Raw genomic sequence first — 16,671 nt, forward strand, 5'->3', positions numbered from 1 at the left:
ACCGTAACTTCGGGAGAAGGTACGCTCTTGACGGTGAAGTCCCTTGCGGATGGAGCTATTGAGAGTCGCAGATACCAGGTGGCTGCAACTGTTTATTAAAAACACAGCACTGTGCAAAATCGCAAGATGACGTATACGGTGTGACGCCTGCCCGGTGCCGGAAGGTTAATTGATGGGGTTAGACGCAAGTCGAAGCTCTTGATCGAAGCCCCGGTAAACGGCGGCCGTAACTATAACGGTCCTAAGGTAGCGAAATTCCTTGTCGGGTAAGTTCCGACCTGCACGAATGGCGTAATGATGGCCACGCTGTCTCCACCCGAGACTCAGTGAAATTGAAATCGCTGTGAAGATGCAGTGTACCCGCGGCTAGACGGAAAGACCCCGTGAACCTTTACTACAGCTTGGCACTGAACATTGAACCTACATGTGTAGGATAGGTGGGAGACTTTGAAGCGCAGACGCTAGTTTGCGTGGAGTCGACCTTGAAATACCACCCTTGTAGTTTTGATGTTCTAACGTTGGCCCCTAATCGGGGTTGCGGACAGTGCCTGGTGGGTAGTTTGACTGGGGCGGTCTCCTCCCAAAGAGTAACGGAGGAGCACGAAGGTGGGCTAATCACGGTTGGACATCGTGAGGTTAGTGCAATGGCATAAGCCCGCTTAACTGCGAGAATGACGGTTCGAGCAGGTGCGAAAGCAGGTCATAGTGATCCGGTGGTTCTGAATGGAAGGGCCATCGCTCAACGGATAAAAGGTACTCCGGGGATAACAGGCTGATACCGCCCAAGAGTTCATATCGACGGCGGTGTTTGGCACCTCGATGTCGGCTCATCACATCCTGGGGCTGAAGTCGGTCCCAAGGGTATGGCTGTTCGCCATTTAAAGTGGTACGCGAGCTGGGTTTAGAACGTCGTGAGACAGTTCGGTCCCTATCTGCCGTGGGCGTTGGAGAATTGAAGGGGGCTGCTCCTAGTACGAGAGGACCGGAGTGGACGAACCTCTGGTGTTCGGGTTGTCACGCCAGTGGCATTGCCCGGTAGCTAAGTTCGGAATTGATAAGCGCTGAAAGCATCTAAGCGCGAAGCGAGCCCTGAGATGAGTTCTCCCTGGCACTATAAGTGTCCTAAAGGGTTGTTCGAGACTAGAACGTTGATAGGCAGGGTGTGTAAGCGCTGTGAGGCGTTGAGCTAACCTGTACTAATTGCCCGTGAGGCTTAACCATACAACACCCAAGGGGTTTTGGTGGACTCAAAGAAGTGCATTGAATGTGTGAGAACAAAAAAACAGCTTTCCGAATTAACCAAATTTGCTTGGCGACCATAGCGTTTTGGACCCACCTGATCCCATGCCGAACTCAGAAGTGAAACGAAACAGCGTCGATGGTAGTGTGGGGTCTCCCCATGTGAGAGTAGAACATCGCCAGGCTTTAATCGTGGTTTTTAGACTTAAGGTCTGAAGACACAAACTCAATAAAGCAGCCAATCAGACTTTATCGAGTAACAAGACAATGTGGAGCGGTAGTTCAGTTGGTTAGAATACCGGCCTGTCACGCCGGGGGTCGCGGGTTCGAGTCCCGTCCGCTCCGCCACTGATAAAGAGCTTTGCTAAACAGCAAGGCTTTAGCTGTAAGATTATTTAGGGGTGTAGCTCCAATTGGTAGAGCAGCGGATTCCAAATCCGCGTGTTGGGAGTTCGAATCTCTCCACCCCTGCCAGATACAAAAGGTCTTAGTCGTTTGACTAAGACCTTTTTTGATCTAGGTACAATGTTTTTAAGTTCGGTAGCTTCCAAAGCAGCGGATCCCGCTAATCGCCAAAAGATGCGTGTGTTGGGTGTTAATAGCAAATCGTAAGCCTTAATAGCAATGTTAAGGCTTTTTTATTTTCGGTTATTTACTTATTCGACGACAAAGGTGGATACATGAAAGTCGAAAGTAATCCATATCCTTTCTTTTTATTTAACAGTGGTAAATGATTGGTAGTCTATCGAAGTTCAATTTATAAGCTGTTATGATAAATAACAAAAAGGAGTAAGTCATGCCACATATTCGATTTCGAGCATTAGAACCGCAAACAGTCCAAGCTTTGTCAACGACATTGATTCACGAGTTACAGCCTCTAATCAACGCTCCTCGTGAGGACTTCACCTTTGAATATATCTACAGTACCTTCTTCTTTGATGGGGCTGTCAGTCAGGCTTATCCTTTCGTTGAAGTACTCTGGTTTGATAGAGGACAAAATGTTCAAGACCAAGTCGCATCGGTAATTACCGATCAAGTGCGTCAAGTCTTGAGTAGTCAAGTTGACGTTGCAGTGATATTTACCGCATTAAAACCGAATCACTATTATGATAATGCTCAGCATTATTAAGAGGCGTTCATGAATCAAGTTATTGATACTATTACCTCACATCGTTCTATCCGTGCTTTTAAAGATCAACCAATCAGTAAAATACAGTTGGATGCCATTATTGCATCGGGTATCGCTGCCTCTTCTTCGAGTTTATTGCAAGCGGTATCCATTATACGCGTTACTGAACAAGAGAAGCGCCTTAAACTGGCTGAACTTGCTGGTAACCAACCTTATGTCGCTAGCGCCGCCGAATTTTTAGTATTTTGTATTGATTATCAACGTCATTACACGCTTGATAATAACGTGCATCCAGAATTTATGGAGCTGACCCTGATCGGGGCTATTGATGCGGGCATTATGGCGCAAAATTGTTTGCTAGCAGCAGAATCGTTGCAATTAGGTGGTGTTTACATCGGGGGATTAAGAAATTCGCCTTATGAGGTTGATCAATTATTAGAGTTACCCCCTTATTGTGCAGTGCTTTTTGGCTTGTGTTTAGGTCATCCGGATCAACACCCGCAATTAAAGCCAAGATTAAGTCCAGAAGTGATCGTACATGAAAATGCTTATCAGCCTTTGGAGGTCGGGTATGTTAAACAGTACGATCAAATTATGCTTGATTACTATCAAACTCGTTCAAGCAATAGTAAGCAACAAGGTTGGTCTGAGCAAACTTGTAATAAATTAGCTCAGGAATCTAGGCCTTATATGCAGGACTATTTTCATTGTAAGGGGTTGGCTAAAAAGTGAATACCATAATATCACTCATTACTGCGCTATTGTAAAACACATCGCTAATTGCTCCCTCTAGAAGCTTATATTCTAAGGGAGCCAATTTTATCACTTGCTTTGTTTCTCTGAGCGATTGAGTGAATCAAGTTCTGATAATTGATGCTTTCTTGCCGTGTTGAGCATGTTGTTAAAATAATGACGTAATGAATACAGCATGAGTAGACTGGGTACGACCATAACTGCAGTTAATACGAAAAACAGTGACCAATTATCAAGATAATCAGCAACTTGACCGCTAAATGAAGCAAGCGTTGTACGACCAAAATTGCCCAGTGATGCTAGTAAAGCATATTGAGTAGCGGAAAAAGCTTGCCCTGTCATTACCGTTAAGAAAGAAACGAAAGCCACAGTAGAAAAAGCGGTAGTAAAGTTATCAACAACAATCGTAGCGAGCAGAAGATGTTCATTCGGGCCGACTTGAGCAATCCAAGAGAACATAAGATTACTTGCCGACATCGCTATTCCGCCGATCATTAATCCTTTAATAATGCCAAATCTTACGTTGAACATGCTACCGACAAACGTAAATAGCATAGTTAATCCCCAACCAATCAACTTAGAGTAGTATCCGATTTGTTCATTGGTGAATCCGATATCTTTATAAAAAGCAATCGACATCCTGCCCAGAAATGCTTCTCCAATTTTGAACAGAAAGACAAACAGTAATAGAGTGATCGCCACTCGAGTTCCGTTTTGGCGGAAAAAATCAATGAAGGGCTCAAATAATGTCACGGTGAGCCATGTCGCGGCTTTAGATTGAATGACTTCACCGTGTCGTAACTCAGCTTGTTGTTGTAATCGATCTCGATGAGACGTTGGTTCGCCGACAAATAAGGTGAACAGCATTAACAATAATACGATTGCCGCCATCCCGTAATAGACTTGGTTCCAACCCACACTATCGGCATTAATAAAAGCAAAGTATCCGGGTAGAGAATATCCAGTCCACCATCCAATAACCGCCATTGCTGAAGCTTGAGGCAACTTTGATTGTTCTGATTTAGGAAAGGTGTCAATGCGAAAAGCATCAATGGCAATATCTTGTGTCGCTGATGCGGTAGCGATAGCAAGAGCAAACATTGATGTTAAAATGAGATTTGTCGCTGGATTAACCCCTGCGATCAGTAATGTAAAGATAAAAACAAGGAGCTGGCAAAACAATATCCAGCTTCGTCTTTGTCCTAGTCTTTTATATAAGAAGGGGATTTTTACTCGATCGACTAAAGGTGCCCAAAGAAAATTAATGGCATAGACGGAAAATACGCTACCAAAGTATCCGATAGCGGCTAGAGATAAGCCCGCATCTTTAAGCCATCCAGACATATTTGAACCGATCAATACCCAAGGGAAACCACTTGAGCAACCAAGTAGAAATACCCATAAAAGGCGACGATCAAGATAACTTTTAATGGTTTGTGACCAAGTAAGATATTGAGTTCCGCTCGGCATGAGCCTTATCCTTACAGAGTTCCCCCTAACTTAAAAGTTAGGGGGAAGAGATTAATCAATAATGACTGTCACATTAGTAATGACGATTGGGGTAATAGGGACATCATTCAGATGACCTATCGTTCGAGTTGGTTGCTTGGCCATCATTTGGATAGTTTCAAAGCCACTGATCACTTTACCAAAAACGGCATAGCCTTCTTGACGTTGGGTAGGATTTAAAAATTGATTATCAGCAAGGTTAATAAAAAATTGTCGTGTGGCAGAATTTGGGTTAGCAGTTCTTGCCATGGCAATTGTTGCCGTATCATTGCGTAGTCCATTACGAGCTTCATTGACAATCGGAGGGTTGGTTTTTAATGGTTCCAATTTGGCGTCAAAGCCTCCACCTTGAGCCATGAACCCTGGGATTACTCGATGGAATTGACTGCCGATATAACTACCATCTTGCACATAGTGTAAAAAATTTTCACTGGTAATTGGTGCTAATTGTGAATCGAGCTCGACGATGAAATCACCGATAGAGGTCTCAAATTTAACCTGTGGTTGTGCCCATACAGTAATGCTGAACATCGTTAGGATGGCGGCGGCTATTTTTTTAACCATTGAAACGATCCTTCATATAGCTTTGTAACTCGCTATCGTTAGCAATTTCTTTTAGTACTAAATTAACGACATCATTGAATACTCTTTCAATGTCTTGATTTGACGCACTTAAAGCGGCGCTGCGTTTAGCGGTACCATTATAACTTTTTACTAGCTTACCTTTAGGCGTCTCGGCGGTTAACTCCAGAGTGACACTGGCGTTCATTTCATGCGAGGTAATTGAGTGTTTGACAGTAACTAACGCCTCTTGAATTTCTAACGCCAGATTGTTTTCACTATTCACCGTTAAACGGAAACCTTGCGAAGCAAACTGTTCAGCTAAAGCATTTTCTAAGGTAATACGTACATTTTGTTTCGTATGCACAGGCTCAATATGATTACGTCCGCTGTCGACTAATGCCACATACTGCGCAGAACGAACATCTTTGCTGACTAAGGTAAAGCTGATATTGTTAACAATATTGCTACTGCTTAATACTGCTTGAGGCATAAAGTTAATTTGCTCTTGCTTTGGTGCGGCACAAGCGGTTAAGAGTGCAATTGAGGCGGCGATAACCAATTTCTTCATGATCAAATCCTTTGCTGTAGTGAACGGTAATATTTATGACTTAATAGCCTGTAAGATAACAAATTTTGCGTTACTAGCGATAGTTTTCACCTGCGTATTACCAAATAGTCGTTTTAACTTGATATCGTAACCGAGGTGACGATTACCAATCACTAACAACTTACCCTGTTTAGAAAGAACACGCTTAGCATCACAAAACATCTGCCATGCAATATGATCAGTGATGGCTTGTTGCTGATGGAACGGTGGATTGCAAACGATAAACATTGTGCTGTGATCGGGAAAGCCATCTAAACAATTATTCGTCAAACATTCAAAACGATGCTGTGATGATAAATTTTTCTCAAGATTTCGTTTCGCTGACTCCACCGCCATAAAGCTTTCATCAACAGAGATTATTTTGGCTTGCGGGTTCAGTTGCCCGAGTTTGACCGATAAAACGCCATTGCCGCATCCTAAATCAATAATACTCTCTAAGGTGTCATCTTGAGGTAAATAATCTAAGAGTAAACGCGCACCTTGATCCAAACGTTCAGCAGAGTAGACATTAGGCAGATTAGTTAATTCAATCGTTTTATCATCAATGCTCCAGCAAATACTTTCTTCAATCGAGGGAATGGGCTGAACATCGGGCTGAGAAAAGACGAGACGATGTTTTTTCCACGCCAAAGAAGTCTGTGTTTGACCTAAATATTGTTCAAAAAGTTGTAATGTTGAGGTATGAATTTCTTTTGCTTTATTGACGGCTATCACAGGGCAATCAGCGGGTAAAGAGGCTCTTAATTGGCTCAATTGCCAAATTAAATGGCGGTTATTACGGGGAATTTGCATCAATACAAGGTCGATGTTATCCGGGAGCGATGCCATCGTATTATCGAGATGAATAGCGGGACAACCATTGGCTTGTAAATTCGCTATCGTAGCTTGTTGGGCAATAAATGAATCACTCAACATAGTGATTTGATGTTCGAAAGATAAATAGCAGCTGAGTGCACCGAAATGATCATTCAGAACAAGAATATGCCGATTAGGTTGTAGATTGAGCGTCTTAAGATGAGAGATCAAATACTCATCACCCGCATCCCAAGCTTGTAATGTTTCATTACTGCGAATGGGAAATCGATGAAGCGTTAAAGTTCGGTTATCCAAGGTTAATTCTGTTTTCATCTTGTTCGTTAACTATCGATTAAAGAAAGGCAACAACATTGTCTCAAATGGAGAGGGAACAAGAAACCAAAACCTTTTCCTTCTCATTAAGCAAGAGTAGAATCGCAGCATCATATAAATGAGACATTGTGTCGTTGAGGACTCATCATGCTTCAAGAAACCATCGAAATGAAATTACAGCAGGCTTTTCAACCAGAGCATTTACAAGTGCTGAATGAAAGCTATATGCATAATGTCCCTGCCGGTTCAGAAAGCCACTTTAAAGTCATTATTGTTAGCGACACTTTTGTCGAACAGCGCTTAATTACTCGTCATCGACAAGTTAATCAAGTGTTAAAAGATGAGCTTGCTCACTCTATCCATGCATTGGCTATTCATACTTACACGCCTCAAGAATGGAACCAATTGCAAGGTGAGGCTCCTGATAGCCCTATGTGTATGGGTGGTTCTAAAAATGAACTTAAATAAGTGAGTGATCGCCGTTATCAGCCTTTGCGTATTGTATTGTTAAGCAGACCATGGTGGTGCATTTTCCCTACCAATAATCAAATAATTCTGCTCGTAAGTTAACTGACTAAGGTTAACTGTGCGATAGGTCATATTTATGATTATTTATCATTCCTTGCTGGCTATTTCTTGATAAATAAAGCGAATGAAGCGGGGATTGGTCATGGCATCCAGTTCCTAAAAGATGCTAAACTATTGCACCTGACAAATCTCATTACAGACTGGTAATCGGATTTTAAGAAGGATGTTGCGGTTTTGGCATTGACAATAGCCAAAAACGGACACTATCAATGTCGTGTCTAGAGAGCGTTAGATCGTGTTGACTGGCATGTAAGTCAATTAGCCTGTCTCGTTCTCGATTTTACGCAATGAAAGAATCTTTTTCCCAATAAAAAAGTAGTGCAAGTGCGTATGATTACAATAAAAAAGGGTTTGGACCTTCCCATTGCTGGAGCTCCTTCCCAGGTGATTCATGATGGCAAAGCCATCACCAAAGTCGCCTTGCTTGGCGAAGAGTACGTGAGTATGCGTCCAACGATGCATGTTCGCGTGGGTGATGAAGTGAAAAAAGCACAAGTTCTTTTTGAAGATAAGAAGAACCCAGGTGTCGTTTTTACTTCTCCTGTTTGTGGCAAAGTTGTTGAAGTTAATCGTGGTGCTAAGCGAGTCCTTCAGTCCGTTGTGATTGAAAAGATGGGCGATGAGCAAATCACCTTCAATAAATTTGACGCGAGCCAGTTAGCGAGTTTAGACCGCGCAGCGGTGACCTCTCAACTTGTCGACTCTGGATTGTGGACAGCCCTACGAACTCGTCCGTTCAGCAAGGTACCAGCCATTAATTCTCACACTAAAGCGATCTTCGTTACGGCCATGGATACCAATCCATTAGCCGCAGAGCCAAGTGTCATCATTAATGAGCAGCCAGAGGCGTTCACTGCAGGTCTAGACGTGCTTTCAGTACTCACTGAAGATAAAGTCTATGTTTGTAAATCGAACGTAAGCTTGCCTCGTTCAGCTCAACAGAATGTGCATGAGCATGTTTTTGATGGCCCACATCCAGCTGGCTTAGTCGGGACGCACATGCATTTCTTGTATCCTGTTAATGCGCAAAATGTGGCATGGAACATCGATTATCAAGACGTAATTGCTATTGGTAAGCTGTTTTTAACCGGTGAACTGTACAATGAACGAGTGATTTCATTGGCGGGTCCAGTGGTGAATAATCCACGTTTGCTACGTACCGTAATGGGCGCAAGTTTGGATGAGCTAACTCATAGTGAATTAATGCAAGGCGATGTACGAGTAATATCAGGCTCCGTATTGTCTGGTACAAAGGCTTCTGGTCCCCATGCTTACCTTGGTCGTTATCATAAGCAAGTCTCCGTATTGCGTGAAGGCCGAGAAAAAGAACTGTTTGGTTGGGCGATGCCGGGTAAAAACCGCTTCTCTGTGACACGAGCATTCTTAGGTCATTTCTTTAAAGGTCAGTTGTTTAATATGACTACTACCACCAATGGTAGTGATAGAGCAATGGTTCCTATTGGCAACTATGAAAAAGTCATGCCGCTCGATATGGAACCAACATTGCTACTGCGCGATTTGTGTGCGGGTGATACCGATAACGCTCAGCGTTTAGGGGCTCTTGAGTTAGACGAAGAAGATCTCGCGCTGTGCACCTTTGTATGTCCAGGCAAGTATGAATATGGCGCCTTGCTGCGCGAGTGCCTCGACAAGATTGAGAAGGAAGGGTAATTTTCATGGGCCTTAAAAAGTTTCTTGAAGACATCGAGCCTCATTTTGAGCCAGGTGGAAAACATGAGAAGTGGTTTGCTTTATATGAAGCTGCTGCAACGTTGTTTTATACACCGGGCCTAGTGACGAAAAAAAGCTCACACGTGCGTGATAGCGTTGATTTAAAACGCATCATGATCATGGTTTGGTTTGCGGTATTCCCTGCTACTTTCTGGGGAATGTACAACGCAGGCGGCCAAGCCATTTCTGCCCTATTGCACATGTCTGCATCTGGTCAGCTGGATTTAGCAGCAGCAATCGCAGGCAACTGGCACTACTGGTTGACCGAAATGCTGGGTGGTACCATTTCTGCTGAGGCAGGCTGGGGCTCCAAAATGTTGCTCGGGGCAACTTACTTCCTACCAATTTATGCAACCGTCTTTATTGTTGGTGGTTTCTGGGAAGTATTGTTCTGTATGGTACGCAAACATGAAGTGAATGAGGGTTTCTTTGTTACTTCAATTCTGTTTGCTTTGATTGTTCCACCCACGTTACCACTTTGGCAAGCGGCATTAGGTATTACCTTTGGTGTTGTGGTTGCGAAAGAAATTTTCGGTGGTACTGGACGTAACTTCCTAAACCCTGCGTTGGCTGGCCGTGCTTTCCTGTTTTTTGCTTATCCAGCACAAATTTCAGGGGATACAGTATGGACGGCTGCTGATGGTTACTCGGGTGCAACTGCACTTAGCCAGTGGGCGCAAGGTGGTTCAGGTAGTCTTGTACATACGGTAACCGGTGAGACGATCACTTGGATGGATGCCTTTATTGGTAATATTCCAGGTTCGATTGGTGAAGTATCTACACTGGCGCTGATATTAGGCGGTATATTTATCGTCTATATGGGTATCGCCTCATGGCGTATTATTGCCGGCGTTATGATTGGTATGGTGGCGTTAGCAACCTTATTTAATGTGATCGGCTCTGATACTAACCCTCTATTTAGTATGCCTTGGCACTGGCATTTAGTGTTGGGCGGATTTGCATTCGGTATGATTTTCATGGCGACTGATCCTGTCTCCGCCGCGTTTACCAATAACGGTAAGTGGGCATATGGTATCTTAATTGGTGCTATGTGTGTCCTCATTCGTGTGGTTAACCCAGCGTATCCTGAAGGGATGATGTTGGCTATCCTGTTTGCAAACTTGTTTGCACCTCTGTTCGACAATTTGGTTGTAGAGAGAAATATCAAACGGAGAGAAGCCCGCTATGGCAAGTAATAACGATAGCATTAAAAAAACGCTGTTGGTTGTTATCGCATTGAGCCTAGTGTGCTCGATTGTGGTTTCTGCTTCAGCGATCATTTTAAAAGACCGCCAAACCAATAATGCTTTGCTTGATATGCAAAGTAATATTGTCTCGGTGGCGGGCTTAGAAGCTCGTAATCCGCAAGAAATTCAAGCACAGTTCCGCTCCAATATCGTGCCTCGTTTGGTCGATTTTAGTACCGGTAATTTTGTTGAGGGAGATGCGGCAAACTTTGACCAGAGAGCAGCGTCGCGTAATCCTAGTGAGTCTATTCGTCTACCAGCCGATCAAGACCCAGCTAAAATCCTACGTCGCTCTAATCTTGGTGTTGTCTATTTAGTTAAAGGCGATGAAGGGTACTCCAAAGTTATTTTACCGATGCACGGTAACGGCTTATGGTCGATGATGTACGCTTTTGTTGCTGTAGAAATGGATGGTAATACTGTTGCGGGCATTACTTACTACGAGCAGGGTGAAACTCCTGGGCTTGGTGGTGAAGTAGAAAACCCAAGATGGCGTCAACAATTTGTAGGTAAGCAATTGTTTGATGAAAATCATCGTCCAGCGCTTCGCGTCTACAAAGGTGGTGCGCCTGAAGGATCTATTCACGGTGTTGATGGACTGTCTGGAGCGACACTGACGGCTAATGGTGTACAACATACGTTTGACTTCTGGTTGGGTGACATGGGCTTTGGTCCATTCCTTGCAAAAGTTCGTGACGGAGGCCTGAACTAATGGCTAACGCAAAAGAAATGAAAAAAAGTTTGTTAGCGCCAGTGTTGGACAATAACCCAATTGCACTACAAGTGCTTGGTGTGTGTTCTGCATTAGCGGTAACAACTAAGCTAGAAACTGCTTTTGTTATGACACTTGCGGTTATCTTTGTAACTGCATTTTCTAACTTGTTTGTTTCTATTATTCGTAATCACATTCCTAATAGTGTGCGGATTATCGTGCAAATGGCGATTATCGCTTCGTTGGTTATCGTGGTTGACCAGTTCTTAAAAGCTTTCTTATACGATATTTCTAAACAACTATCGGTATTCGTTGGCTTGATCATTACTAACTGTATCGTTATGGGACGCGCCGAAGCGTTTGCGATGAAATCAGCGCCCTTACCCTCATTGATTGACGGTATCGGCAATGGACTAGGTTATGGTTTTGTCCTGATCACGGTTGCTTTTTTCCGCGAACTGCTTGGCTCTGGTCAACTGTTTGGTTTAGAAGTCTTGCCACTGGTAAGTAACGGCGGATGGTATCAGCCAAATGGTATGATGCTGCTCGCGCCATCGGCCTTCTTCTTAATCGGTTTCTTGATTTGGGCTATCCGTACGGTGAAACCAGCACAAGTCGAAGCGAAGGAGTAAAACTGCAATGGAACATTATATTAGTTTGCTTGTTCGTTCGATCTTTATCGAGAACTTAGCGCTATCGTTTTTCTTAGGGATGTGTACTTTCTTGGCGGTATCTAAGAAAGTAAAAACCTCTTTTGGCTTAGGTGTCGCGGTGATTGTGGTTCTAACCATTGCCGTGCCGGTGAACAATTTACTCTATAACTTGGTGTTGAAAGACAGCGCGTTAGTCGACGGAGTAGACCTGAGCTTTTTGAATTTCATCACCTTTATTGGGGTAATTGCTGCCTTAGTTCAGATTTTAGAGATGGTGTTGGACCGATTCTTCCCACCGCTATATAACGCGCTAGGCATTTTCTTACCCTTAATTACGGTGAACTGTGCCATCTTTGGTGGTGTGTCTTTCATGGTGCAACGCGATTACAACTTCACTGAGTCGATTGTTTATGGCTTTGGTTCTGGTGTCGGTTGGATGTTGGCGATTGTTGCGCTTGCGGGCATTCGCGAGAAAATGAAATATTCAGACGTTCCTCCAGGATTACGTGGTTTAGGTATCACGTTTATCACGGTAGGTTTGATGGCGTTAGGCTTTATGTCTTTCTCTGGTGTTCAACTGTAAGTCGGGTAGGCCGCAACAATAAAGGAATAGTCAATGCTAAGTATTATCCTTGGTGTCGTGATGTTTACCATTATCGTTCTAGCGTTGGTATTAGTGATTTTATTCGCTAAGTCCAAGCTGGTACCTTCAGGTGACATTACCATCTCAATTAATGGTGAGCCAGATAAGGCCATCTTAACTCAGCCAGGTGGCAAGTTACTCAGTGCCTTAGCGGGTTCAGGAATTTTTGTTTCTTCAGCTTGTGGTGGCGGTGGTTCTTGTGGACAGTGCCGAGTAAAAATCAAATCGGGCGGTGGTGATATTCTGCCTACCGAGCTTGATCATATCAGTAAAGGTGAAGCCCGAGAAGGCGAGCGTCTTGCTTGTCAGGTCGCAGTGAAAACCGATATGGATATTGAGCTTCCAGAAGAGATTTTTGGGGTGAAACGTTGGGAATGTGAAGTTATCTCTAATGATAACAAAGCAACCTTCATTAAAGAGCTCAAGCTACAGATTCCGGATGGTGAGTCAGTACCATTCAGAGCTGGTGGCTATATTCAGATTGAAGCACCAGCACATCACATTAAATACTCTGATTTTGATGTTCCAGAAGAGTATCGTGGTGACTGGGACAAGTTTAACTTGTTCCGCTACGAGTCGAAGGTTGATGAAGATATCATTCGCGCTTACTCAATGGCTAACTATCCTGAAGAGTTTGGGATTATTATGCTTAACGTGCGTATTGCAACGCCGCCGCCAAATAATCCTGATGTGCCACCAGGTCAAATGTCCTCGTATATTTGGTCACTGAAAGCTGGTGATAAATGTACTATTTCTGGTCCGTTTGGTGAATTCTTCGCTAAAGATACTGATGCAGAAATGGTGTTTATCGGTGGTGGTGCTGGCATGGCTCCAATGCGTTCGCATATTTTCGACCAGCTTAAGCGTTTGAAATCAAAACGTAAGATGTCTTTCTGGTACGGTGCGCGTTCTAAACGTGAAATGTTCTACGTTGAAGATTTTGATGGTCTGGCAGCAGAAAATCCGAATTTCGTTTGGCATTGTGCATTATCTGATCCGATGCCTGAAGACAACTGGGATGGCTATACTGGCTTTATCCATAATGTATTGTATGAAAATTATCTGCGCGATCACGATGCGCCAGAAGATTGTGAATACTACATGTGTGGGCCACCGATGATGAATGCTGCGGTTATCGGCATGTTGAAAGATCTCGGTGTAGAAGATGAGAATATTCTACTGGATGATTTTGGCGGTTAATCGCTAATTATCGCAAAACCGATGGCTGGCTCAGATGAGTCAGCCATTATTTTTCTGCCGAGAGTATAACGTGAGAAAATAGGTCTGTTGATTGCCATACACTCAAACGACGTTAAGTTGTCGTTAGGCGACAGGTAAGTGAATTTCGATACGTAAAGATAACGGATGAGAATGAACGAATGTTGCCACTACTATGGCTGAAAGTGGTAAGGGATAAAACACACCTATGAGTTCATGATCTAATGAGGTATTAATAAGTGAAGAAATGGCTTGTTGCATTCGCATCGCTAATTTTTATGGCTGGATGTGAAAAATCAGTTGAATTGGTCCATTTAAATGGGCCAACGATGGGGACGACCTACAATATAAAGTACACTCAACAAGCAGGTATTCCTGACTCATCTCATTTACAAACAGAGATCGATCGTTTGTTAGAGCAAGTCAATGACCAGATGTCAACGTACCGTGAAGATTCTGAACTCAGTCGCTTTAATCAACATCAAAGTAGCGAGCCTTTTCAGGTCTCAGAGCAAACGGCAACGGTTGTGAAAGAGGCAATTCGACTGAATGCGCTCACCTTGGGAGCATTAGATGTGACGGTCGGGCCTTTGGTTAATTTATGGGGCTTTGGTCCAGAAGCGCGCCGAGATACAGTACCTAGTGAGCAAGAGTTAGCCGCACGAAAAGCCAAAACAGGCATAGAACATTTATCCATTGCTGGGCATTTTTTAAGTAAAGCTATCCCTGATTTATACGTTGATTTGTCAACCATCGCCAAAGGTTGGGGAGTTGATGTTGTTGCCGACTTTATCGAATCGCAAGGGATTGAGAATTACATGGTTGAAGTTGGCGGAGAAATGCGCCTTAAGGGCCTTAATGCTCAAGGCATTCCTTGGCGAATTGCGATTGAAAAACCGTCTGTACAAGAGCGCTCAGTTCAAGAGATAATTGAACCCGGTAATATGGCTATTGCCACTTCTGGTGATTATCGGAATTATTTTGAACGCGATGGTATGCGTTATTCACACATTATTAATCCACAAACGGGTTATCCAATCGATAATAAAGTGGTTTCAGTTACGGTTCTGGATAAATCGAGCATGACCGCTGATGGTCTTTCAACGGGTCTTATGGTGCTAGGTGAAGAAAAGGCGATGGCGGTGGCTGAGTTAAATCAAATCCCCGTATTTATGATTATTAAAACAGATGATGGCTTTAGAGAGGTGGTTTCTAGTGCATTTCAGCCTTATCTTAATCGGTCAAAATAAAGAGTGAGTCAGTTACGATGAGTACTTTTTTTATAACATTTGCTGTCTTTATGGCAGTGATTGCTGCAATGGCAGTAGGCTATATTTTTCAAAAGAAAGTCGTGAAAGGCAGTTGTGGCGGTCTTGGTGCGGTTGGTATTGAAAAGGTTTGTAATTGCCCTGAACCTTGTGATGCTCGTAAAAAACGAGAAGCACGTGCCGCAGCTCGTGCTGAACGGTTAGCAGCATGGGAAAAAGACCGAATTGCTTAATCTTTTTATGTGCGATGAATATACCCAAACAACTTGGAGTTGCAGGTAGGCGGCAAGTGAGTAAATCGCCATGAGCATAGGCAGACTATATGATTGGGGTGTACGAACGCAACCAACACCGCTGCCGCTTCAAGGAGGAAGGGTAAAGCCATTAACGCTTTTCTCAATCAAGTAATCAACACCTCGCCATCTGGGCGAGGTGTTTTTTTATATGCATTTCATAACGAAATATCTATACTGTTCATACATACAGTTTTGTTCGTGATGCGTGATGGGTGAATCGATTCGTAAAATTATTCATATTGATATGGACTGTTTTTTCGCTGCCGTAGAAATGCGTGATAATCCTACCTATCGAGATCGACCATTAGCGGTCGGAGGGAATGAGAAACAGCGCGGTGTGATCAGTACATGTAATTATGAAGCGCGACGTTTTGGTATTCATTCTGCGATGCCAACGGCTCAGGCGCTCAAACTATGCCCCCACTTATTGGTGGTGCCGGGTAGAATGTCGGTCTATAAAACTATCTCGCAACATATCCAACAGATTTTTCAGCGTTATACTGCGATTATAGAGCCCCTGTCATTAGATGAGGCGTTTTTAGATGTCAGTGATGCTCAGACTTATTATGGCAGCGCCACATTAATTGCTGAAGCGATTCGACGTGATATCTGGAATGAACTCCAGTTGACGGCCTCTGCCGGCGTTGCACCACTTAAGTTTCTCGCCAAAATTGCCTCTGATATCAATAAACCAAATGGACTGTGCGTAATAACACCTGAACAAGTACAAGGCGTTATTGATGGTTTACCTTTAGGTAAAATTCCTGGTGTTGGTAAGGTGAGTTTAGAGAAACTGCATCAAGCTGGATTTTATGTCTGTGAAGACATAAAAAATAGCGACTATCGACAACTGTTGGTTAGCTTTGGGCGCTTGGGAGCTTCACTGTGGAAAAACAGTCATGGCATTGATGAGCGGCCGATAGTTGTTGAGCGTGAAAGAAAGTCTGTCGGGGTTGAGCGTACCTTGAGTGAAAATATTCAAACTTACGAACAATGTTGGCAACTCATTGAGCAAACTCTATTTCCTGAGCTTGAGCGACGACTAAACCGTTCTTGCCCGCAACGAGGAATCATCAAGCAAGGCATTAAGGTTAAGTTTGCTGATTTTCAACTCACGACGATTGAGCATGGACAAACTCAGCTAGAGCGCAATGATTTTAAATCGCTATTAGCTGATGTCCTTCAGCGTCAAAAAGGGCGAGGAATACGCTTACTGGGACTCAATGTCACCTTAAAACCGCCAGAACCTTTCGTTCAATTAAGCTTTTTTTAATATCAGCCGCAGTGACATCAAACGTTATCTGAATGTTTCATGCCAGATTATGACAATTCACTAACTAGGTCGACATTTCGTTAGGATAAGATGTACGCGACTAAGTTTGAGGA

16 protein-coding genes, 2 tRNA genes and 2 rRNA genes are annotated in these 16,671 nt (G+C 43.5%); 16 read left to right on the forward strand and 4 right to left on the reverse strand.

Annotation, left to right across the window (positions count from 1 at the left end; translation table 11 throughout):
• The 6 genes from VIB_RS03435 to nfsA form a co-directional block, all read left to right on the forward strand.
• A 23S ribosomal RNA gene (locus VIB_RS03435) occupies nucleotides 1–1,221 on the forward strand; the annotation flags it as partial.
• A gap of 87 nt (nucleotides 1,222–1,308) precedes the next feature.
• Nucleotides 1,309–1,424: ribosomal RNA gene (gene rrf / locus VIB_RS03440) — 5S ribosomal RNA — on the forward strand.
• Nucleotides 1,425–1,510: 86 nt separating this feature from the next.
• Nucleotides 1,511–1,587, forward strand: a tRNA-Asp gene (locus tag VIB_RS03445).
• 49 nt (nucleotides 1,588–1,636) lie between these two features.
• Nucleotides 1,637–1,713 (forward strand) — tRNA-Trp (locus VIB_RS03450).
• Between the two features lie 322 nt (nucleotides 1,714–2,035).
• Nucleotides 2,036–2,368, forward strand: coding sequence for a DUF1904 domain-containing protein (locus VIB_RS03455; protein WP_040904060.1), 333 nt, complete (start codon nucleotides 2,036–2,038; stop codon nucleotides 2,366–2,368).
• A 9-nt stretch (nucleotides 2,369–2,377) separates the two neighbouring features.
• Nucleotides 2,378–3,100, forward strand: a complete 723-nt coding sequence (gene nfsA / locus VIB_RS03460) for an oxygen-insensitive NADPH nitroreductase (RefSeq protein ID WP_004394612.1) — start codon at nucleotides 2,378–2,380, stop codon at nucleotides 3,098–3,100.
• 90 nt (nucleotides 3,101–3,190) lie between these two features.
• Here nfsA and VIB_RS03465 read toward each other — a convergent pair whose 3' ends face one another.
• From VIB_RS03465 to VIB_RS03480, 4 genes are read right to left on the reverse strand one after another with little or no spacing between them, the layout of a single operon-like run.
• Nucleotides 3,191–4,591, reverse strand: coding sequence for an AmpG family muropeptide MFS transporter (locus VIB_RS03465; RefSeq protein ID WP_004394613.1), 1,401 nt, complete (start codon nucleotides 4,589–4,591; stop codon nucleotides 3,191–3,193).
• Nucleotides 4,592–4,642: 51 nt separating this feature from the next.
• Nucleotides 4,643–5,194 (reverse strand): peptidylprolyl isomerase, encoded by a 552-nt coding sequence (locus VIB_RS03470; protein WP_004394614.1) that lies wholly within the window; start codon nucleotides 5,192–5,194, stop codon nucleotides 4,643–4,645.
• A complete protein-coding gene (locus tag VIB_RS03475) occupies nucleotides 5,187–5,762 on the reverse strand; it encodes a YajG family lipoprotein (RefSeq protein ID WP_004394616.1) in 576 nt (191 codons plus the stop codon). Before VIB_RS03475 ends, VIB_RS03470 begins: the two co-directional genes overlap by 8 nt.
• A 33-nt stretch (nucleotides 5,763–5,795) precedes the next feature.
• Nucleotides 5,796–6,929 carry a methyltransferase gene (locus VIB_RS03480; protein WP_004394618.1) on the reverse strand — a complete coding sequence of 378 codons (1,134 nt, stop codon included), beginning with the start codon at nucleotides 6,927–6,929 and terminating at the stop codon, nucleotides 5,796–5,798.
• 147 nt (nucleotides 6,930–7,076) lie between these two features.
• On the opposite strand from VIB_RS03480, the gene bolA reads away from it, so the two are divergent.
• The 10 genes from bolA (at nucleotide 7,077) to dinB (ending at nucleotide 16,558) form a co-directional block, all read left to right on the forward strand.
• Nucleotides 7,077–7,397 (forward strand): transcriptional regulator BolA, encoded by a 321-nt coding sequence (gene bolA / locus VIB_RS03485; RefSeq protein WP_004394620.1) that lies wholly within the window; start codon nucleotides 7,077–7,079, stop codon nucleotides 7,395–7,397.
• A gap of 450 nt (nucleotides 7,398–7,847) precedes the next feature.
• Nucleotides 7,848–9,188, forward strand: coding sequence for a Na(+)-translocating NADH-quinone reductase subunit A (locus VIB_RS03490; RefSeq protein WP_083797772.1), 1,341 nt, complete (start codon nucleotides 7,848–7,850; stop codon nucleotides 9,186–9,188).
• A gap of 5 nt (nucleotides 9,189–9,193) precedes the next feature.
• On the forward strand, nucleotides 9,194–10,444 hold the full coding sequence (locus VIB_RS03495; protein WP_004394623.1) for an NADH:ubiquinone reductase (Na(+)-transporting) subunit B: 1,251 nt from the start codon (nucleotides 9,194–9,196) through the stop codon (nucleotides 10,442–10,444).
• Complete coding sequence (locus VIB_RS03500; protein ID WP_004394624.1) at nucleotides 10,434–11,207, forward strand: Na(+)-translocating NADH-quinone reductase subunit C; 774 nt, start codon at nucleotides 10,434–10,436, stop codon at nucleotides 11,205–11,207. Before VIB_RS03495 ends, VIB_RS03500 begins: the two co-directional genes overlap by 11 nt.
• Nucleotides 11,207–11,839: an NADH:ubiquinone reductase (Na(+)-transporting) subunit D gene (locus tag VIB_RS03505; protein ID WP_004394626.1), complete on the forward strand. Its 633-nt coding sequence runs from the start codon at nucleotides 11,207–11,209 to the stop codon at nucleotides 11,837–11,839. Before VIB_RS03500 ends, VIB_RS03505 begins: the two co-directional genes overlap by 1 nt.
• A 7-nt stretch (nucleotides 11,840–11,846) precedes the next feature.
• Nucleotides 11,847–12,443, forward strand: coding sequence for an NADH:ubiquinone reductase (Na(+)-transporting) subunit E (gene nqrE / locus VIB_RS03510; protein ID WP_004394628.1), 597 nt, complete (start codon nucleotides 11,847–11,849; stop codon nucleotides 12,441–12,443).
• Nucleotides 12,444–12,476: 33 nt separating this feature from the next.
• Nucleotides 12,477–13,703, forward strand: coding sequence for an NADH:ubiquinone reductase (Na(+)-transporting) subunit F (gene nqrF / locus VIB_RS03515; protein WP_004394630.1), 1,227 nt, complete (start codon nucleotides 12,477–12,479; stop codon nucleotides 13,701–13,703).
• Nucleotides 13,704–13,960: 257 nt separating this feature from the next.
• Nucleotides 13,961–14,971: an FAD:protein FMN transferase gene (locus tag VIB_RS03520; protein ID WP_004394631.1), complete on the forward strand. Its 1,011-nt coding sequence runs from the start codon at nucleotides 13,961–13,963 to the stop codon at nucleotides 14,969–14,971.
• Nucleotides 14,972–14,988: 17 nt separating this feature from the next.
• The gene (gene nqrM / locus VIB_RS03525) at nucleotides 14,989–15,222 is read left to right on the forward strand and encodes a (Na+)-NQR maturation NqrM (protein WP_040904064.1); all 234 of its coding nucleotides are present in this window, start codon (nucleotides 14,989–14,991) and stop codon (nucleotides 15,220–15,222) included.
• 271 nt (nucleotides 15,223–15,493) lie between these two features.
• The gene (gene dinB / locus VIB_RS03530; RefSeq protein ID WP_004394633.1) at nucleotides 15,494–16,558 is read left to right on the forward strand and encodes a DNA polymerase IV; all 1,065 of its coding nucleotides are present in this window, start codon (nucleotides 15,494–15,496) and stop codon (nucleotides 16,556–16,558) included.
• Nucleotides 16,559–16,671: the final 113 nt, after the last annotated feature.

This window comes from Vibrio metschnikovii CIP 69.14, from assembly GCF_000176155.1.
GTDB lineage: Bacteria > Pseudomonadota > Gammaproteobacteria > Enterobacterales > Vibrionaceae > Vibrio > Vibrio metschnikovii.